The sequence below is a fragment of the Robertmurraya sp. FSL R5-0851 genome (assembly GCF_038002965.1).
GTDB classification, from domain to species: domain Bacteria; phylum Bacillota; class Bacilli; order Bacillales; family Cytobacillaceae; genus Robertmurraya_A; species Robertmurraya_A beringensis.
In genome coordinates this window covers 4,053,993-4,074,068 of sequence record NZ_JBBOOE010000001.1, presented here as the reverse complement: position 1 = coordinate 4,074,068, position 20,076 = coordinate 4,053,993, and the positions used below count along the sequence as shown (strand labels likewise).

General features: G+C 34.3%; 23 protein-coding genes and 1 pseudogene. 17 read left to right on the top strand and 7 right to left on the bottom strand.

Annotated features, from left to right (window positions below; translation table 11 throughout):
• The first annotated feature begins 103 nt into the window (after positions 1–103).
• The 3 genes from MKX65_RS20870 (at position 104) to MKX65_RS20860 (ending at position 4,652) form a co-directional block, all read left to right on the top strand.
• Complete coding sequence (locus tag MKX65_RS20870; RefSeq protein ID WP_340905408.1) at positions 104–2,203, top strand: amylo-alpha-1,6-glucosidase; 2,100 nt, start codon at positions 104–106, stop codon at positions 2,201–2,203.
• Positions 2,204–2,280: 77 nt separating this feature from the next.
• On the top strand, positions 2,281–3,546 hold the full coding sequence (locus tag MKX65_RS20865) for an ABC transporter substrate-binding protein (RefSeq protein ID WP_340905407.1): 1,266 nt from the start codon (positions 2,281–2,283) through the stop codon (positions 3,544–3,546).
• 152 nt (positions 3,547–3,698) lie between these two features.
• A complete protein-coding gene (locus MKX65_RS20860; protein ID WP_340905406.1) occupies positions 3,699–4,652 on the top strand; it encodes a carbohydrate ABC transporter permease in 954 nt (317 codons plus the stop codon).
• Here the strand turns inward: MKX65_RS20860 and MKX65_RS20855 are convergent.
• From MKX65_RS20855 to MKX65_RS27165, 3 genes are read right to left on the bottom strand one after another with little or no spacing between them, the layout of a single operon-like run.
• Complete coding sequence (locus tag MKX65_RS20855) at positions 4,647–4,772, bottom strand: hypothetical protein (protein WP_263479876.1); 126 nt, start codon at positions 4,770–4,772, stop codon at positions 4,647–4,649. The two genes, MKX65_RS20860 and MKX65_RS20855, sit on opposite strands and share 6 nt — an antisense overlap.
• A 45-nt stretch (positions 4,773–4,817) precedes the next feature.
• A complete protein-coding gene (locus MKX65_RS20850) occupies positions 4,818–5,717 on the bottom strand; it encodes an IS3 family transposase (RefSeq protein ID WP_040344397.1) in 900 nt (299 codons plus the stop codon).
• Positions 5,718–5,728: 11 nt separating this feature from the next.
• A complete protein-coding gene (locus MKX65_RS27165; protein WP_016205489.1) occupies positions 5,729–6,040 on the bottom strand; it encodes a transposase in 312 nt (103 codons plus the stop codon).
• Positions 6,041–6,117: 77 nt separating this feature from the next.
• Here MKX65_RS27165 and MKX65_RS20845 point away from each other — a divergent pair.
• The 4 genes and pseudogenes from MKX65_RS20845 to MKX65_RS20830 form a co-directional block, all read left to right on the top strand.
• A pseudogene (locus tag MKX65_RS20845) lies at positions 6,118–6,315 on the top strand (LytTR family DNA-binding domain-containing protein); the annotation flags it as partial.
• Positions 6,316–6,489: 174 nt separating this feature from the next.
• Positions 6,490–7,335 carry an ABC transporter ATP-binding protein gene (locus MKX65_RS20840; protein WP_340905405.1) on the top strand — a complete coding sequence of 282 codons (846 nt, stop codon included), beginning with the start codon at positions 6,490–6,492 and terminating at the stop codon, positions 7,333–7,335.
• A complete protein-coding gene (locus tag MKX65_RS20835; RefSeq protein ID WP_340905404.1) occupies positions 7,335–8,042 on the top strand; it encodes an ABC transporter permease in 708 nt (235 codons plus the stop codon). Before MKX65_RS20840 ends, MKX65_RS20835 begins: the two co-directional genes overlap by 1 nt.
• 497 nt (positions 8,043–8,539) lie before the next feature.
• Positions 8,540–8,764, top strand: a complete 225-nt coding sequence (locus MKX65_RS20830) for a hypothetical protein (RefSeq protein WP_340905403.1) — start codon at positions 8,540–8,542, stop codon at positions 8,762–8,764.
• An 876-nt stretch (positions 8,765–9,640) separates the two neighbouring features.
• Here the strand turns inward: MKX65_RS20830 and MKX65_RS20825 are convergent.
• Positions 9,641–10,048, bottom strand: coding sequence for a hypothetical protein (locus MKX65_RS20825; protein ID WP_340905402.1), 408 nt, complete (start codon positions 10,046–10,048; stop codon positions 9,641–9,643).
• A 127-nt stretch (positions 10,049–10,175) separates the two neighbouring features.
• Between MKX65_RS20825 and MKX65_RS20820 the strand changes: the two genes are divergently transcribed.
• On the top strand, positions 10,176–10,442 hold the full coding sequence (locus MKX65_RS20820; RefSeq protein WP_340905401.1) for a hypothetical protein: 267 nt from the start codon (positions 10,176–10,178) through the stop codon (positions 10,440–10,442).
• A gap of 11 nt (positions 10,443–10,453) precedes the next feature.
• Positions 10,454–10,633 (top strand): hypothetical protein, encoded by a 180-nt coding sequence (locus tag MKX65_RS20815; protein WP_340905400.1) that lies wholly within the window; start codon positions 10,454–10,456, stop codon positions 10,631–10,633.
• 103 nt (positions 10,634–10,736) lie between these two features.
• Here MKX65_RS20815 and MKX65_RS20810 read toward each other — a convergent pair whose 3' ends face one another.
• Both MKX65_RS20810 and MKX65_RS20805 read right to left on the bottom strand, forming a co-directional pair.
• Positions 10,737–11,189: a hypothetical protein gene (locus MKX65_RS20810; RefSeq protein ID WP_340905399.1), complete on the bottom strand. Its 453-nt coding sequence runs from the start codon at positions 11,187–11,189 to the stop codon at positions 10,737–10,739.
• Positions 11,190–11,834 carry a recombinase family protein gene (locus tag MKX65_RS20805; RefSeq protein ID WP_340905398.1) on the bottom strand — a complete coding sequence of 215 codons (645 nt, stop codon included), beginning with the start codon at positions 11,832–11,834 and terminating at the stop codon, positions 11,190–11,192.
• A 603-nt stretch (positions 11,835–12,437) separates the two neighbouring features.
• Here MKX65_RS20805 and MKX65_RS20800 point away from each other — a divergent pair.
• Positions 12,438–12,608 carry a hypothetical protein gene (locus tag MKX65_RS20800; protein WP_340905396.1) on the top strand — a complete coding sequence of 57 codons (171 nt, stop codon included), beginning with the start codon at positions 12,438–12,440 and terminating at the stop codon, positions 12,606–12,608.
• A 259-nt stretch (positions 12,609–12,867) separates the two neighbouring features.
• Entirely contained in the window at positions 12,868–13,401 is a 534-nt protein-coding gene (locus MKX65_RS20795) for a hypothetical protein (RefSeq protein ID WP_340905394.1), read from the top strand.
• 101 nt (positions 13,402–13,502) lie between these two features.
• Here MKX65_RS20795 and MKX65_RS20790 read toward each other — a convergent pair whose 3' ends face one another.
• Positions 13,503–13,937 (bottom strand): hypothetical protein, encoded by a 435-nt coding sequence (locus tag MKX65_RS20790; RefSeq protein ID WP_340905393.1) that lies wholly within the window; start codon positions 13,935–13,937, stop codon positions 13,503–13,505.
• Between the two features lie 569 nt (positions 13,938–14,506).
• On the opposite strand from MKX65_RS20790, the gene MKX65_RS20785 reads away from it, so the two are divergent.
• The 6 genes from MKX65_RS20785 to MKX65_RS20760 all read left to right on the top strand — a co-directional run bounded on the left by MKX65_RS20785 (position 14,507) and on the right by MKX65_RS20760 (position 20,040).
• Positions 14,507–14,734: a hypothetical protein gene (locus tag MKX65_RS20785; RefSeq protein ID WP_340905391.1), complete on the top strand. Its 228-nt coding sequence runs from the start codon at positions 14,507–14,509 to the stop codon at positions 14,732–14,734.
• A gap of 62 nt (positions 14,735–14,796) precedes the next feature.
• The gene (locus MKX65_RS20780; protein WP_340905389.1) at positions 14,797–16,533 is read left to right on the top strand and encodes a S9 family peptidase; all 1,737 of its coding nucleotides are present in this window, start codon (positions 14,797–14,799) and stop codon (positions 16,531–16,533) included.
• Entirely contained in the window at positions 16,523–16,822 is a 300-nt protein-coding gene (locus tag MKX65_RS20775) for a hypothetical protein (protein ID WP_340905387.1), read from the top strand. Before MKX65_RS20780 ends, MKX65_RS20775 begins: the two co-directional genes overlap by 11 nt.
• Positions 16,823–18,265, top strand: coding sequence for a class III lanthionine synthetase LanKC N-terminal domain-containing protein (locus MKX65_RS20770; RefSeq protein ID WP_340905386.1), 1,443 nt, complete (start codon positions 16,823–16,825; stop codon positions 18,263–18,265).
• Positions 18,266–19,198, top strand: a complete 933-nt coding sequence (locus tag MKX65_RS20765) for an ABC transporter ATP-binding protein (RefSeq protein WP_340905384.1) — start codon at positions 18,266–18,268, stop codon at positions 19,196–19,198.
• Positions 19,199–19,200: 2 nt separating this feature from the next.
• Positions 19,201–20,040 carry an ABC transporter permease gene (locus MKX65_RS20760; RefSeq protein WP_251523244.1) on the top strand — a complete coding sequence of 280 codons (840 nt, stop codon included), beginning with the start codon at positions 19,201–19,203 and terminating at the stop codon, positions 20,038–20,040.
• Positions 20,041–20,076: the final 36 nt, after the last annotated feature.

The following is a 20,076-nucleotide window of genomic DNA, read 5'->3' as shown; positions in this document are numbered from 1 at the left end:
TGGAGTTTTTTGTCCCTATTATCCGAAACGTTTCGGATGAATTATTATTACACAAAATCCGAAACGTTTTGGAAAAATGATGAACATCATAAAGGAGGTCACCATGGATTACCGAGTGATTAAAGAGGACGATTTATTTTTACTAACAGATGAAAAAGGTGATATTCCAGTCGATCACATGTATGGGCTAGGACTGTATACGAAGGACACTCGTTTTCTTAGTAAGCTAAAGTTATTTATTAATGGAGAAGAGCCCATCCTTCTAGCATCAGAGGCTGAGGAAAATTATTTGGCTAAAATCATGTTAACCAACCCACATATAGAAAAAGATGGGGAACTCATACTGTGGCGAGAATCTGTAGAAATTGAAAGAACTCGCTTCATTTCTAAAGGTATTCTTTATGAGACGATTCGTTTGAAAAATTATTTTCCTAAATCTATAGAATTCGATTTATCAGTCGAACTTGATGTCGATTTTAAAGACATGTTTATTGTGAGAGGCTTTCAAACAGGTAAGGTGGGAAAGAGGATTGGCCAGAAAGTGGAAGATCATTCAATGACTTTTTCTTATATGGGAGCAGATGATATTGAACGCCACACAAAAGTCTCCTGGGACAAAACAGCAAAGGAAGTTGATCAAGTTGGGCGTGTAACCTTCCACTTTAACCTAGAGCATGAACAAGAGGAAACGTTACAGTTAATCATTCTTCCAGAAGTGGGGTCACCGTCTAATACACAATTTCTTACAAAGGAAGAAGCCTTGCTACAGTTAAAAGATTCCTATCGTAAGTGGGAAGAGGCTACGACTAAAGTTGAGACAGATTATGTTCCCCTTCAAAAGTTAATTGATCGTGGTATCGGAGATCTTCGGGTTTTGCTTACAGACTTAGGGTACGGCTTATTTCCTGTTGCGGGTCTTCCTTGGTTCGGTGTTCCGTTTGGACGTGATAGTTTAATTGCTGCCCTACAAATGCTTTCTTTTAACCCTGAGATAGCGAAAGGAACACTTCGGACCCTGGCACAATATCAAGGTGCAAAATTAGACCCTTGGAGAGATGAGCAGCCAGGAAAAATCATGCATGAAATCCGATTTGGGGAATTAGCCAACACCAACCAAATTCCATTTACTCCATATTACGGTACCATTGATGCAACACCATTATTCCTTATTCTATTAACGGAATATGTAAACTGGACAGGTGATTTTGAGTTTGTAGAGGAAATGCAGAAAGTGATTGAAAACGCTTTAATTTGGATTGATGAGTATGGAGACCGAGATGGTGATCTATTCGTGGAATATCATCAAGAATCAAGTAAGGGAATTGCGAATCAAGGTTGGAAAGATTCTGGGGACTCCATCGTCCACCGGGATGGAGAGTATGCAAAGACGCCCATTGCTCTTGCTGAAGTACAGGGCTATGTTTACCAAGCAAAGATGGGAATTGCAAATCTTTATGAATCTACCGGTAAAGTGGATATTGCTGCCACTCTTCGAGAACAGGCTCACCAGCTAAAAACAAAGTTTGATCAAGAGTTTTGGATGGAAGATGTAGGTTTCTATGCGATTGCACTAGATGAGAATAAAAAGCAGGTTGGTACGATTACCTCCAACCCAGGACATGTGTTACAAGCAGGGATGATGGATGAAGATCGATCAAAAGCTGTTGTAGATACACTCGTTTCCGAGAAGATGTTTTCAGGATATGGAATCCGTACAATGGGTGAGGGGGAAGCAGGGTATAACCCGATTAGCTATCATGATGGAAGTGTGTGGCCACACGATAACAGCATGATTCTCCTTGGTATGAGTAAAACAGGTTATCAAGAACAAGCCAATAAGGTAATCGATGGGTTAATTTCAGCATCCAACTACTTTGAATATGAACGCCTGCCAGAGCTGTTCTGTGGTTATTCTGACTCATTAGGGAAACCAGTGAAATATCCAGTGGCTTGCTCACCACAAGCATGGGCAGCAGGTACACCACTTGTATTTGTACAAACGCTATTAGGTTTGTTTCCAGATGGTATTAAAAAGGAGATTACTATTTCTCCTAAACTATTAAGCGGGATGAATACTCTAACGGCGAAAAACATTCGTGTTGGAGGAGGAATTCTATCTCTACAGGTTACGAGAAGACAGGACGAAGAATACGAGATTGTTATATTGGAAAATTCATCAGGGTACCAAGCTGTCTGTAAATAGACGTTGATTTTTATTTATTGTCCCTTCAAGGGATTCCTTTTTATTAATAAAAACCTAGATTGAAAGGAGATTTTAAAATGAAATCAAAAAAATGGCTTTCAGCAATTGGTGTTACTTCTTTATTATTGGCAGGGGTATTATCTGGATGTAGTAGCGATGATGCTTCTAGTAAGGAAGGGAATGGGTCTACAGAGGATGGAGAAAAAATCGAGGTTAGCCTTGCTGGTTGGGGTGGAAATCCAACAGAGGAAAAACTATTAAAGCAGACTCTTGAGGATTTTGAAAAGAAACATCCAGATATTGATGTGAAGTACGAAGTGATTTCAGAGCAGTACATGGATGTGATGAAAACACGTTTGGTAGGTGGAGAGGCAGCGGATGTGTTCTATTTAGATGCCTTTGAAGCACCGGCCCTTATTGAAACAGGTGTCATTCAACCGCTTGATGAGTTTATTACAGAAGATTTTGATGTAGAAGATTTTGAGAAACCATTGGCAGAAGCATTCGTGGTTGATGGAAAAACGTATGGTTTCCCAAAAGATTACTCTACTTTGGCCTTATTTTACAACAAAAAGATGTTAGCAGATGCAGGTGTGGAAGTTCCTAAAACGATGGAAGAATTCCGTGAAGCTGCAAAGAAGTTAACTAAAGATGGTGTCTATGGATTCGGAGTTGCTCCTGAATTAGCTCGTATGTATTGGTTAGCAGAGTCCAAAGGGGGAGAAGTGGTAAAGGATAACAAAGCGAACTTTGCTTCCTCTGAGGTGGTTGAAGGCCTTCAGCCAATTATTGAAATGCATAATGTGGATAAAACAGCTGTGGAGCCAAAAGAAGTGGGAGTAAACTGGGGGGGAGAAATATTCGGACAAGAAAAAGCAGCTATGGTTATTGAAGGAAACTGGGCCATTCCATTCCTTGCAGATACTTTCCCTGATGTAGAGTATGGAACAGCTGAACTTCCAGCGGTGGATGGTAAGAAATCGACGATGGCGTACTCTGTTGCTTACGTTATGAATGCTCAATCTGAGAAAAAAGAGGCTGCTTGGAAGCTTATTTCTTACCTCACTGGTAAGGAAGGAATGAAGACTTGGACGAGTAAAGGATATGCTCTTCCAACACGTAAGTCTGTGGCAGCTGAGCTAGGCTATGATAAGGATGAACTTCGTACAGCTCTAGTTGAAGGTGCTTCTTATGCTACTGTTTGGTCAAAAGGTACCAATTTGCCAATTATTATGAACAACTTCAATAATCAGTTCTTAAGTGCGTTCCTAGGTCAGGCTGATCTTGCTGATGCATTGAAGGAAGCAGAAAAACAAGCAAATAGTGAAATTGATGCTAAGTAAGTAAAACAAGTTTCATAGAGGAAGGAGAGTCTTCCTTCCTCTACATTTATAAGTCTGTAGAATTCGTTCTGTTTATGTGCACAAACATAGGTGGAACGAGTTCTGACAGCCAGAACATTCATTTTAAGAAGAAGAAAAGGAGTGGAGTGGGAATGACCAAGATGTTTTCCAGAAAAGCTCTCCGCGAAACAGGACAGGGTTATACCTTTATGTTTCCTGCTTTAATTGTGTTAGGACTTTTTATCATCGGACCAATCTTTTATACTATTTTTCTATCATTTCATAAGGTTCAATTATTAGGAAATGCCACGTTTGATTTTGTTGCATTTGATAATTTTATACGAATCCTGGAGGATACACGGGCAAAAATTGCACTTTGGAACACATTTAAGTACGTTGTCATTGTTGTTCCGTGCCAGACATTTTTAGCGCTAGTATTAGCTGCAACATTAAATGCAGGATTAAAAGGTCAAACATTCTTTCGAATTGTCTACTTTTTACCTACCCTAACATCATCTGCTGTACTTACTTTAATCTTCATGTGGATGTATAACAAAGATGGGTTAATTAATAATATCTTGGATTTCATTGGTCTTCCAACCTATAATTTCTTAGGAGACCCAGCTATTGCCTTGAATGCAATCATGTTTATGAATATATGGTCTACTGCGCCATTTTTTATGGTGATATACTTAGCAGCTCTTCAAGATATTCCAGAATCACTATATGAAGCAGCTAAACTAGATGGAGCCAATGTGCTCCAAAGGTTTTGGAAAATTACCGTTCCTAACTTAAGACCTGTAACATCCTTTGTTGTTATTATGGGCATCATCGGAACGTTTCAGTTATTTGATCAATCGTATATTTTCTCCGCCGGCTCTGGTGGACCGGACAATTCAACTTTAACCGTGGTACTTCTAGTGTACCAATATGCCTTTAAGACGCTCGGAACGATGGGGTACGCAGCAGCGTTAGCATTCCTGTTGGCATTTGTTATTCTAATAGCTACTTTGCTACAACGTAAATTTTCAAAAGAGCGGATTAACCCCCGAATTTTGGACAATAACTCTCTTATTCTTTCATTTCCTCAGTTTTTTATTTTATAGATTTCTTTCATTATTCTTCAAAAAGGCCATGTTGCTTGACATGGAGCCTCTGCGGGCATGATTCTCCTGCCAAGAAGCCAGCTGTTTTACAACATTGGCATCGCCGAACGAGGCTATCATGCCCGCCACTCCAAATCAAGCTGATGCTTTGAATGAATACATCCATTACACCCGAACCTCCTTGATCACCAATGAATCTTGTTTTTGATAGAATTCCTTTGGTGACAAATCTAGTATACTAGAATGCATACGTCTCTCGTTGTAGAACTCCATAAAATTCATGACTTCTTGATATGCTTCTGTGTAGGTTTCAAACTGCCATCTGGATAGGCAATCGTCCTCAAAAATGCGATGGAAAGACTCAATATGAGCATTCATATTTGGTGTTCTTGGTGGAATTCTTTCGTGCTCAATTTTGGAATCTTCACAAAACTTTTCAAAAGTATGGGAAATAAACTGCGGTCCATTGTCTGTTCGGATTACAGGTTTTTCCAATTCATCATATTGTTGGCGTTTTAATAATGCCCTTTTCAGTGTCTGTTTGACATCATCTCCAGTGCAGCTTAATCCCATATGATAGGTAATGATGCCCCTGTCATAAACATCGATGATGGACATGACAAAGAAAAAGCGATCCTCACCTTCGATAAAGCCATATTTAATGTCAGCTTCCCATAGCTGATTAGATCTTGTAATAATGCGATTTCTTGCTAGTTTCCTAGGGTATGAGACTTTCTTTTGGCGCTGTGGGCGTAAGATGCCCAATTCTTTACAAATCCGGTATACTTTTTTCTTGTTAATTTTAAGTTTGTATTTTCGCCTTAAGACCTTAGTGAGTTTGCGATAACCATAGTTATAGCAATCACCGGCAATCTCTTCTAGTAGAAATTCTTTAATCTGTTCGTCTGATATCTTTTGACCGTCCTCTTGGATCGAATAACCTGGTGCTGGACGTCCCTCACTTACTTTTTTCTCCTCAACACGATAATTCTTTTGATAGTAGTATGTGGATCGAGGAATACCTATGATTTTAAGCACCTTTGAAATCGAGTAGCCTTTTTGAATCCATTTGTTAGCTACTTCATGCTTTTCAGCAAGTGAGGGTTTTTCTTTTTTATAAGATCCCTCAGGATCGCTATTTCAAGGTCTTTTTCACCTAATAACATTTTAAGTTTTTCATTTTCTTTGGATAATTCTTTGGAGTCTATATCTGGCAGCACAGCCACATCTACTTCACCAAATTTACCATCTTTGTATTCACGAACCCAGCGACTAACCATATTGGGATTCAGATCATACCGGCGAGCTACAAGGGTATTCTTCCCTGTGTCTTGGGCTTCCTTGATGACTTGTAATTTAAATTCTTTAGAATGTTTTATTCGTTTCATGATGTCAGCCTCCTTGGTACATTAAGCAGTATAATAAATATTACTCTTATTGTCCAAGTTCATTTTGGGGCTTATGAGATGAGCTGTCTGAACGTTTACATCCATTTGGATTCTTTCGCTGTCATCGATCCTATATCGTCAATTTACAAAAAGTACGTGAAGTGATTACTTGGACCAGAAATAGCTACAGTCTCATTCTTGAGGATTCTGAGAAAAGCTCTGTTCCACTATCTAAAGGAAAGTTAAATGAGTTGAAAAATATTATCGGATTTTAACCTTCTATTCCTGTTTAAAAACGGTTTATTGAACTAAAAATATGATCAATTCACCCGAAATTTGATTCCATTCATCCATACTTACACTCCTTTCACCTTGATATTACTGCATTGGTTTAATATTGTAGCTAAACTTGAATCAAGAAAGCGAAAACGTGAGAAGGAGTAATGGAAATGGAAAATGTTATTGTAGTGAAAGAACTTGTTAAATCATTTGAAAACAAGATGGCTTTAAAAAATGTAAATTTTGAAGTAAAAAAAGGAGAAACAATTGGTTTCTTAGGACCAAGTGGTTCTGGTAAAACGACAACGATTAAAATTTTAACAGCCCAACTTCATCCAACAGCTGGAGAGGTTATGGTGTTCGGTCAACCAATCGATAAATTAAAAGATCCAGCTTACATGAAGAGAATCGGAATCTTAACGGATAATAGTGGTCTTTATGATCGACTTAGTATCTACGATAACCTTGCATTATATTGTGATTTATATGAGGTGGACAAAAGCAGAATCAGCGAGGTTCTTGAATCAGTTAATCTAATACAAGATATGAAGAAACGAGTTCAAAACCTATCAAAAGGGATGAAACAACGGGTTACATTGGCAAGAGCTATCTTACATAAACCAGATCTTCTCTTTTTAGACGAACCAACTTCTGCCTTAGATCCAGTTAATACAAAGCATATTCATGCGGGCTTAAAAAAATTAAATAAAGAAGGGACCACCATTTTTCTAACAACCCATGATATGCAGGAGGCAGAAGACCTTTGTGATCGAGTCGCGTTCTTGAATAACGGAGAGATCATGCTACTTGATACACCTCGAAATGTAAGAGCGCAACAAGAAAATTCAACAATTTCCCTTTTATTAAAAGGAAATCGTACAGTGGTTGTTGAGAAAGACGAAGAAGGAGCAAAGGAAATCTACCAATATATGAAAGATGGGCAGATTTTGACGATTCATTCCAATGAGCCGACACTTGGAGATATTTTCGTACAATTAACAGGGAGGAACCTATAATGACATTTTCATTTAAACGAGTAAATGCAATTTTTATAAAGGACTGGAAAGACCTACAAAGGAATTCCTATGTAATTTTCACATTAGCAATCCCTTTAGTTTTTGCGGCATGGTTAGGGAGAATGGGTGAAGAAAATACAGTTTTTAGTACATATCCAATCAATCTTTCTCTTATTATAGCAGGTGCTTTTATTCAAGCTGCAATGGTTGCAGAGGAAAAAGAGAAAAATACATTAAGGGGATTGTTGTTATCGCCTGCCAGTACAGCTGAAATTTTTGTAGGAAAAAGTACATTATCTGCTGTCATGTCCATTGTTGTCATTATTGGATCGATCTTTTTATCAGACTACAAGGTTCCATCCCCACCGTTATTTATAGTAAGTGTTCTATTAGGTTTGGTTTTTTATCTTGCAACTGGAACCATTCTTGGCTTGCTTTCCAGAACAGTGATGGAAACGAGTATTATTGGAATGCCCGTATTGGTGATATTTGGAATGGGTTCTATGTTTAAATCAATGGTGGAAAATAAAACTCTTTTAACGATCATTGATTATTTACCAAATGAGCAACTAAACGCTATTTGGTTTGGTCTAAGCAGCGGAGAAGGATTTAACGGAATTATTGAAAATTTACTTGTGCTGTTGGTGTGGGTAACTATATCAATAGTTATTACAATAGTTATTTATAGAAAACGTAGGATTGATTAAACACAAACTTAGAGTAAGCAATTTCTCAGCAACAAAACAAAAACAGGTAGGAGGAAAAAGAGATAATGAAATTAAGAAGCGTTTTAATGACTGTCGTAGGAGTCCTAATTGGAGTTGCTCTCATTATGGTTTTCAAAAGCTTATAAGGGATGAACGGGTATGGTATTTGAAATATCATAGCTCTAATAAAGCGAAGAAAAAGCCTAAGTTCTCAGGTACTGGGAAATTAGGCTTCTAAAAATTGAAGCCACCTTAACGTTGTAAATCCGCATTTTCCTGACGCTACCCCTAAATGAGATGAAACTAAGATTATTTTCTCGTCACCTCATTAGCTACCTCTTCTAAAACGTAAACATTTACTAGAGAAAGGACTTCCGAAGGCCTACCTGCCAAAAGTATTTCAGTAATAAATTACTATTAAGAGAGAACATAAGCGTGATAGAATAGAAGACGGTAGGTGCCCATCTTCATCTTTCCAAGAAAGGAGGATGGGCTAAGTGAAAAAATCAATATCCAAAAAGAAAAAAACTTCCTTACAGGAAGCCACTGTTTACAACACACGTGCCCAAGGCACAGCTGCCATTTTGACAGCCATAATGCCTTGGGTAATGCTAATTACTTTTTTAGCATTTATCGTGTTTGCACCACAACTTGGAGTTGACCTTAAATCTCTCCAACCTGAATTTATAGCACCAATCATTGCTTCTTTTTTGAAGCAATAACCTAAAACATATTATAAGGATTTATTACCCGAAATATACGAGCCGTAAAGCCATGAAGTACGTTTTGCGTGGACTAGTCACCCACAAAAGGCTGGAAAAGTGGTATGCCCCTGCCAACGAATACACCACTCAAAAAGATGGGAGTATATGAGGCGAACGATCCTCCCTAATATGTTATGGAAAAACGAAAAAAGCCCTCTAGTCAGGAGGACTTTTTTCTTTATTGGTATCTTAGACAATGATACCAACAAGAACACTAGGTAAAACGTGTTCTTCCTAAGTAGGGCTCCGGCAAGAGCTTCTACTTTACTTGTTGGTGGGAATCGAACCCATTTGCCGCCCAACATTCTTGATAATTTGAGCTTTGATTTTCGATGGGGTTCCGGCCCATACGAAATTCGTAACGATGTAATTGCTATACGCGAAGACGACACCACTCGGCTTCGTGAGAAAATCTATATCCACTTTTAGTATAGCACTCGAACGTAAATTGTAAACCATAAAACATATGACATTTGATACCAATAACTTTCGACAAAACGGAACCGTAAAAATATCACCAAGAAAAGCTATGCATTTCAGCATAGCTTTTCTTGGTGATATTGGACTGATTTGTACAAAAAATTAACGAGAGGAGAAGCTACATTTTATTTTTGGTTCCATTCCAACTTAAATTGCCATTAAAATTTTATAATGAATGAGCAAAAGACTTCAGCCTACATGTACTAAAATAGTATTGTGCTGGTAGATTTCATAAGGAGTTTTCAATTAAATCTAAAAGTAAAAGAAGGCAGGGCTTAATTTTGACCTTGCCCTTAATTATAAGATATGAAAAACAATAGTCCTATAAAACGAACCCCGCTATTTTTATACCTTTCAGTCTAATTCATCTAAAACAAACTCAGGAATTTCACTTTTTACAATGCTTTTTATAAAATTTTTATATGGTTTTGATACCAATTTAACGTGTATATCTGTTTTTATAATTTTAAAGTTTTCCCTATCGGAAAGTTTTTCAGATAAAGACATTTGTGCGATAAATTTTTTTGTATATTTAATTACATTATCATATTTTCTATTATCTTTATCAATTAAATATATAAAGTTTTTTTGTTCATTTGTTTCAAAATCAATGTAAATTACAGCGTATCCTATTACTTCTATAGTTCTTCCGTCCCAATATTCATCGAAATTATCCGAATCATTTACTCCTTGAATAAAAAAGAATTCAATATTGCTATTTAAAAATAAACGACTAAATGAATAACATTCGTGTTCTAACATAGTAATTCCTCCTTATATTCAATTAATACTAAAAATAGTAATTTATACCTTTTTTTACCAATATTTGTTGGTTATTCCAATTAATTCTGCTAGAATCATATTATACCAAAAAATGGGAGGTTTAGTAATGAAGAAATTTTTAAGCTTTTTTCTTGCACTAACACTAGTTTTTTCTTTCTCTGTAGTATTATCACCCCAGACAACACATGCTGCTACTGATTATTGTAACACTGGTAATTATCTCGGAGCCTCATATGGATACGGTAATGTTAAAGTAATAAATGGAAATAAAAGTAATGGGGCCTGTCATATTCAGTACTACCATTTGGCTGCTCCAGGTAAAGGATCAGCATCGTTGATGGTCAAAGTAAAAGCCAATTTAGTCGGGATTTAAGCCGTTCAGAAATGGCAACGATTGCTGGAGCAGTTGTTTCTGGTGGAACAAATACTAAATTATCTAATGGTAATTACAAGGCAGAAGCTTTCAATATAAGTGTAAACCAGTATGTTAGAGTAATATATTACAATAAGGTAGAAAATGGTACAACATATAAAATGGTTGTGACTATGTATCCATATAAATAAACAAAAGGATCTTCACTTGAAGATCCTTTTTTCAAACCATTCTTTTAAACTCCGTCCACCTGTTCAATAAAATCATGCCGATGATTCCTAACGTATGTTTTTATTAATTTTGCCTTTGACTCATCTTGTTCCTTAATTTATCCAATAGATTATTTTCTCTCAAATGATGGTATAGTAGTTTATTTACTATTTCATTTAACCTATCATAGCCTTCATTCTCTATAAATAGTTTTAAAAACTCCGAATTTTCTTCACTTAACCTTAATTGGAAATGTCCTAACATTTGATTTGTCTCGAAAATTTCTTCTATCTTCTCATGCCAGATTGTCAAACAATCTGGACAAAATTCCAAATCTCTAAATTCTTCTATATTAGCACAAATATAATCAGTTTCATTTGTCTTTAAAAAAACTTCTCCACACAAGGATTTATCGTGTCTTTCTGTAACTTTACCATCATATCTATGCCAATGATTATTATATTTTAACATCTCATATATTCGACCTTCTACCGGAGTAATTTTAACCATTCTATCTAAAATAACTTGCTGAAACACTTAATCACTTCCCCTTATTGAACTTCCCTCTGATTTTTCAGAACTATTTTCCTTTAATTGTTTTACTAGTCTATAAAAAGTTGTTTTTGATACGTTAGCTTTTTTCATTGCCTCTACAGCAGTAATTTCATTATTGTTCCATTGTTTATAAGCTAATTCAAATTCCGGAGTAATAACGGCTTTTGGACGGCCTAAATGTTTCCCTTTCGCTTTTGCTGCTTCTATACCTTCAGCTTGTCTAATTTTAATATCCAACCGTTCCTTTTCCGCAAAAGCAGCTAATACGGTCAAGATTACACGCTGAATGGCCTGTTTAATAATATCATCCTGTTCATTGGAAGTATTGATCATTGGCTCCTTAATAAACTTTAACTCTACCCCATTTTCTACAAACCACTCATATTCTTTTAAAGTTTCATTCATAGATCTTCCCATTCGTGTAATGGAATCAAAAACTATTTCATCGCCTTCACGAACCAACTGTTTCAATAGTTGGTATTTTGGCCGTTCAAAATTTTTACCACTCATTTTTTCTATAAATACATCTCTTTCTTCAATGCCTTCTTTTTTCATCGTTTCAACTTGTCGTGCCTCGTTTTGATCCTTATCAGAAACACGTATATATGCAAATCGTTTTTTGGCCAAATTTGATCCCTACCTTTACCGTTATATTGTAATTATACACAATTTCGTTTCTAAAGGTATGTCGTATATTAGATACGTTCCAAAAGTAAAAATACCACCTTTAGAAAATATGAAAAACTATATTTTTAATAGGGTTAAAAAGGTACACCTTTTGAAACGATAACTGTTAAAGAAATTAATTGAAAAAAATTGATTCCAAAAAAAAAGAGTTTATACCTGTATAACTCCGCGACTTCAAAAACACATTCGTAGTATCTAGTGATGAAAAAATTTTTTTTAGCCGAAAACCTGTATTTTAACTCGTTCAAACACTTTATCAGGGATAAGTATGTCCCAAGATGAAAAATCAATTGTATTATCAAGTGACCAAATGTCCGAATTGAAAATTGGATGCGTCATAATTATTAGATCACTACTTAAAAATTCTTCCGATTTTCTTCTTATGTAGGTAGAAAGGTGAAATCCAATGATCGTTCTCGCCATCGTAATTGGTAGTTAGAACAGGTTACTACCTCTCTACCAGAATTTTTTTAAATAATTGCCTTATAAGGTACAAGGAGTTTTATAAAATCTCCAAAAAGAATAAACAGAAAGGGTGGTAATATGAGTTATATGATGTTGAATATTGAGTTAAAGAAAACAAAGAAAGGCTTTAGTTTGAAGGTTTCAACCAATATATTTTTATTGGCTCCAATGATTATGTTAATAGGGAATGTAAGTTTAGCTCCTATCATTCAAATTCTGCTTCAAGCATACGAAATATGGGGAAAATGATTTCCCCGTATTTCCGGGGTGGTTGACCATTACAACCATGAATGTTCCTTACAATACTTCCACTCTATTACCATGTTAAGGCTTTTTGTCGAAAATATAGGAGGATCTTTTCATACTACGATCTTTTTCCTCTTTGTGTAAATGAGTCAGGTAAATTGAAGACGGTATTTTTTTAAAAGTCACTTTTCCCATTAAGATATTGGAATAGGTATATTATTCAAATTAATGGATAACCATAATCCTAAACGGAGGTAATAAGATGAAAACACTAAAAAAGATTTCAATTTGTTTATCGTTACTATTTTTTACTTTATGTAACACTGGTTATGCTAATGGAAGTGATAAAGTCCATTCAAAAAAACCTATGACAGTAGAGGAAATATATGAAGTAGAGGGATATACCACCTTTAAAGAGGCAACCAAGGAATTTGAAGAAAGATTTAAATCAAAAATAGAACTTCCTAAAAGTATCCCTTTTAAAGTTAAATATAAGTACGGAAAGTTCGAAGAAAAAAATTCAAAAGTAACGTATGAGTATTCAGGTGAGGATTTTTCAGGTGATTTTCTCAGTGTTGTAGTTACTTTAAAGACATTAGGTAAGTTTAAAGGAGGATACACTTTTCATACAAAAAATGGTACAGAAGTATACATTAATGAAAATCCTCATCCGGACCTACATACAATGCTGTCCTTTAAAAAGGGGAACCTTTATTATTATATAGTTTTGCACTTCCATAACAAAGACCTTGAAAAAGAGAAAATACTTGAAATAGCTAATTCATTAAGTATATAAAAAATATGTTAAAGAAATGTTAGCATTTATCAACCACCGTAAAAATACAATTTTTTCATTACAAATAAAGGACAGTGTTTACCTGTCCTTTATACTATATTTTATTCTTTTAACCAACCAAAAGCGTACGATCTTCCTTGTGATGAGTCTCCACTTTGAAGTACAACAGCATAGTTACCAGATTCACTTACTGGGAAGTAGAAAGTTTTATCCCCACCAAAGGGTACAATTTGACTTGCAACTTTTGTCAATGGGCTAGTTCTCCAGAGGTTAACCGATACTTGAAATTGACCTAGGGTAGAATAATTATTTTTTGCCCCATAGGTAATTACACTGCCCTTAGAAAAATATAAACTAGTAGTACTTGCAGCCTGGTCTCCCCGTTCCAAATATACACCACGGCATTGTAATACCCCAGTAGTACAATCAGTTGTACGTGCAGCATGTGAATTAATTGGAGCTATACACAGAGTTAAACCTAATAAAACTGAAGAAATTAGTAACTTAATTGAAAACTTTTTTCCGAAAACCATCATAACTCCCGACCTCCAACTTATCAGTTTATACAAATTATAGATTATTATTACATTTTATTCCATGTGCATATTTTCTAGCATACAAAATGATCATAAAGACTTAGAGGTGTGACGATAAATATCATTCTATTATCCTAGTTATTATTTGGAGAGATAGTAAAGATATTCTCTTAAAGAAAAGTGGGCCTGAGCTAAGAATACCATCATTCGTATAGTTCGCTTAATATAAAAAAGCCTTGTTATATAAAAGAATGTAGCGAGGCTTAATAATTTTATTTAGTTTTGAAACGAATATTGAACAAAACAAAAGCCGAGTATTCCTTAGCTTAGGAAAACTCGGCTTTTTTATGTCGAAATTTACTTAGAGTATGTTTTACGCTTTTTGTTGGTAGGACCCCTACAAGGAGTTAAGAACAATTTTTAATAAAAACATAATATTTCTTCGTTTAACCTATTGTAATTATATTAAAATAATTCAGAATATTATATACAATATAATCTAAATATAGTAATATTATCAACATCATCAAAGATTTAACATAAAATCCATTTGATGGGAGGTGATTTAAATGTCGGTAGATATGCAAAAAGTTGTATCTCGCTTGCAAACAGATTTAAACTTTGCAGCAGAATTCCTTGATAATTCTGTTGAGGCACTTAAAAGTTACAATCTTCTGTCGCATGAGTATAGTGCATTAGTAAGCCGAAACTCAATTGATCTCCAAAAATTAGGATTTGAACAGAGTGTGGTTTCTGCAGCACTTTCAGGTGCTCATAGTTCTACTTGTCCTAAATAGTAAGGTGGATTAGGGATGCTGAAATATTGGGCATCTCTAATTTTAATAAAAGGAGACTAAAAATGGATATAAGTGAATTTATTAAACCATCAATGCTACTCCCTTCTATTAGTCCTAATAAAGATTTGATAGCTTTTTATTATGACGAAAGTGGAGTCTTTGAACTCTATATATATAATTTGAAAAATAAAGTAATAAAAAAAATATCCTCAGGACATGTACCTACAAACCCAGAATATCCTCCTTGTTGGTGTACTTCAAATAATGTAATCTACCTTTTCAATGATGAAACTTCAGTATTGTACTCTTTTGACATACTTCAATTGACAGTTCAAGAAGAATTAAGTAGTCCATATAATTTTTTTCCGATTGATGTAAATGATAGTGGAACAATTCTAATGCTTATGGGGTATGTAACAAATCGGGTGAATTTATGGACCTTCAACTTAATTGAAAAAAAATTAAGACAAATAACAAATTCAGTGTTACCTATATCAAATGGGAAATTTATGAAGGGTATGGATGGTTGGATTATATACACAGCTAGTCTAAATAATAATCACGGACAAGGTATATTGATCTATAGCCTAACTGAGGAACGAGATTATCTTTTATATTCTTCTGAAAAAAATTCCAGTGAATTGTTTATAGACTTTTCTCAGGATAATAAAAGTATAATTTTTAATAGTTCAGGTGGAGAATATGTATTCCCAGGCATTCTAGATTTAGAAAGTGGGAACGTTAAATTATTTAATAATTTAGAATTAGATTTAAGTGGTGTTTGCATGAGCAGAAATTTTTTAATATCTGTTTCTACAAATAAAGCAACATCAGAGATTGTTTTAATAAATATTGAAAATGGCGAACTAAGACGACCTAACATCCCAGTAGGTGTTATTCATTGGATAGCTCTCACTAATGAAGAACATGATTTATTAATAAGTATGTCAACTGTCGACAATCCTCCTAAACTATTCAATTATAACCTAATTGAAAACTCAATTGTTGAATTGGTAGAAAACAAAAACTTAGTAATACACAATAATAGGGTAAATAAGGAGCATATCTATTATGAATCCCTTGATGGGCTTAAAATACCAGCAATAGTAAACTACAATTCAAACGAAGTGGCAAATGCACCAGCAGTTCTAATGTTACATGGTGGTCCACATTCACAATGGCTTATGAACTATAATCCTTTGGTTAACTATTTAGTTAATTTAAACATTATTGTTTTACAGTTAAATGTTAGAGGAAGTACAGGATATGGTTCAAGTTTTAAACACGCTCTTATGAAGTGGGGTTCAGATGATGTCTTTGATGTATTTCATGGTTATGATTACTTATTAAAAAATTGGAAAGTTAACAAGAATAGTATCTTTGTTTTAGGGTACAGCTACGGGGCATATTTGGCTATGAAAACTGCACTCCAATACCCTAGCTTATGGAAAGGTGTCATAAATTGGGCTGGATTCATAGATCTAGAAAGAATGTATAGAACATCTGGCGCTAGAATATTATTAGAAAAAATATCTGATACAGATAAATTAGAAGAGTTGAGTGCAATTAAAGATATTAAGCATTTAGAAACTCCTCTTCTTATAATACACGGTGCAAAAGATAACCATTGTCCTATAGAGCAAGCATATATTCTTAAGGAAGAACTAGAAAAATACAATAAAATTTTCTACTATGAAGAATTTAGGACTCTAGGTCACTATTTTTATTCTGAATTTAATGGATTAGAAATTTATAAAAAAATTGGAGAATTCATAAAGGAGAGGTTAAATGAGGAATGAGAGCTGTCTACATGAAGTAGAAATGAAACAGAAACTAAATAATTTTACAAAGAACTATAATCAAAATTCTTCTTTAACCCCTAGTGATTGGTTAAGATATTACGACTTCATAGTTTCTTCATTTCAGGTGCCCCAAGGTATACGACCAACTGTTTCAGAATTAGCATCTCTGTTTAGGAATTTAGGGATTGAAAAACCTGGTTCCTTAGCAATGATTTATGCACACGGTTTATATATACTTGCACGTTCAAATAACCTTGAAATTTTTAAAGGGGGATTTAACTATTAAATGGTTATGAATGAATATAGTTTACTTGAACTAGAGACAATATTTAATAATTTTATTAATGATTTTAATTTAGAACGAAGTACCGACACTATTTGGTTATATCCAAAAGATATAAGATTTGATTATTTACCTAGCCAAGGATTTAAACTACATATATCCGCAACAATTATAAACTGCATAGATATAGCTCAAATTGTACTTCCCTACTTTCATGAATACAATATCCCTTACAAGATAATTTCAAGTATAGAAGAACTTCTTATGTTGAACAGAGGATTATATGGTTATTCACAAATTGGGAAGTTTATAACAGTTTACCCCGAAGACCCAGGAATGGCTATAAACCTTTCTACTATTCTTGATCAAAGGACTAAAGTTTTTAGTGGGCCAAAAATTCCATCAGACAAACCATGTTTTCCTCAAAGCCTTATATTCTATCGATATGGTGAAATAAGAGGAAATGAAGAAAACAGAAAGATACCGAAGAATCACTTAGTAATGCCAAATGGAAGCCTTGTCGAAGACACAAGGAGTAGTGGCCTTGCTGTTCCTGATTGGGTAATAAATCCATTTGAGAAATATGAAGAAAATAGTATTGACCAATTACCCAAAAATTATGTTGTTATAGAAGTTTTGAGAAAGCGTGGTAAAGGTGGCGTTTATAGAGTTATTGATTTGTCTACAGATGATAAAAAGGTAAAAATTTTAAAAGAGGGACTCTTCCAAGGAGAAGTCGAAGTTACTGGGACAGATGCTAGAACTCGATTACAATGGGAAGTGAAATTATTGGATAAACTCTCCAAATCAAACAATATATTTCCACATGTCTACGAAACTTTTTATATGAATGATAATTTTTATGTTGTAATGGAAGATAAAGGTCATAAGTCTTTAAAACAATTAGTTAAAGAAAATAAAAATTTTGAAATAAAAGATATTTTAAATTTAATGATTACCATAACGGAACAACTTGTTAAACTTCATGCTGATGGAATAATTCTAAGGGACTTGTCATTGGACAATATAGTTCTAAATGATAAAGGAGAATGTTTTGTAATAGACCTTGAATTCGCCTATAAAAAAACAGAAGGTCCCCCTTTGATAGCAGTGGGAACACCAGGTTTCTGTCCTAAAAGGATCTACAGTTTAAAACAAACAGTTGTCCCACCAGATTTAAGTCACGATATTTATGCTATTGGTTCTATGATTCATATCCTTATAATGCCGTCTAAATATATGGAATTCTTAGAATTGAGTTTAGATTCAGTAATAGATAAGAAGATTATATTAGAAGCATGGAATAGAGGAGTTCTTCCTCCTTTCATCCCTAGTAAATTAAAAAACCTAATATCTAAAAGTACCTCTGAGGATCATGAGTATAGGTATCATAACACCGAAACTTTTCTTAGTGATTTAATTGATATCAGAAAGGAGTTGGTATAGTTGAATAAAAATCAGTGGGTTATTCAAACTAATAATTTAGGTAAACAATATAATAGTGAGAATTGGGCAATTAGGGGAATAAATATTACTTTAAAAAAAGGTGAATTTGTTGCTCTTATCGGTTCTAACGGAGCAGGTAAATCAACCTTTATTCACAGTATATGCGGTTTATTGGAGCCTACTGTAGGGGAAGTTTACTATAACTCTGAACAAATAGACAACAAGAATCCTTTTTACAATATTGGTTGGAGCAGTCAAAGACAAGTTATAGATTGGTATCTTTCAGTCTATGATAATGTCTTTTTAGGAGCAAGATTAGCTGGATATTCAAAAGCAGCTGCCCATGAAAAGACATTAGAGAGCCTAGAACTAGTTGGCCTAAAAGAGTATACTTATCGGCAACCTGATGCTTTATCGGGTGGTCAACAACAAAGGGTTCAGATAGCCCGTTCTCTTGTTCATAATCCCTTTGTAATAATATTAGATGAGCCTACAACTGGGTTAGATGCAGAATCCTCTGAAAAATTATTGAGTTATCTTCATCTAAGGTCTCGCGAGGGTGCTCTTGTTGTAGTTTCTTCTCACGACTTAGCTCTTTTGGAAACATATTGTGATAGAGTACTCCTACTATCAGATGGAACGATACTAGCTTCAGAAAATAAAGAGGAATTTCTGACCCGCTTTGCTGGTGAAGAAATCATTTGTATAGATTATGAGGGAGAAATAAATAAAATTTTATTGGATACCATTAAGGCAAATTGCATTAGTATTATAGCTAATTATCCATTAGAAATTAAAGTTAGGAGAGGATTTTCGATAGGCGATATTATTTCTATCTTAGAAGGTCATGTCCGGGTTATTGATGTTAAAAGAAACCTTCCTGGTTTAAGAGAAGCATATTTGTCCTTTACTAAAAAGAAGGGAGTTGTGTAAAAATGAAAACCGAAAAAAATATGAATACCACTTTAAACTTGATACCAGATAGAGTCAGAAAGTCTAATAGTTTTATGTTTTCAAAATTACTAGTAATAGCTGAAATTGAATTTAAAGCTTATATTAATAACATTAAATCAAGTTATGGACAACTCTTAGAACCAATTATTTACATGGTTTTTCTTATGGCAGGTTTAAGAGGTATTAATCAATATGTTACTATTGAAGATGGATCACAAGTTGATTTTATGCAGTTTGCCCTTCCTGGAATACTAGCTATGATGATAATTAAATTTATGGCACATACAATTTATCGCTCTACAATTGATAAGAGATGGGGGTTGCTTGCCCTCAAATTTATAAATGGTGTTTCTCCTCTAACATATATTCTGGGTATGACAATTTATCCAGCAATTATGTTTCTAGTTCAAGGAACAGTAGTAAGCTTATTACTATTACTATATGGTATTACATTCTCAGTTTGGAATTATATTCTTATGATGGTAATAGGTTTATTCTGTATTAGTTTTTGGTGTTCCTTAGGAATTGTAATAACAACACGAATTGATAATTATCAACAAAGAGACATGCTTGTTGGATTATTAATACTTCCTTTAATTATGACTGCACCTAATTTTTATTCTTTGTATACAGCACCAACATATAGTCAGGTTGTAGCTTATTTTAATCCAGTTACATATCAAGTGTCTGCTATGAGAAGTATTTTTTTAGAATCTCCATCATTATTAATGATAAGTATTTCTATTATAATTTCTTTGATTATGGTTTTTGTTGCATCTTTCTTAATTAGAAATGCCGAATTAATTAGTAACGAAAGATGAATTCATACCATAATATATTCGTCAAATTGATTGTAC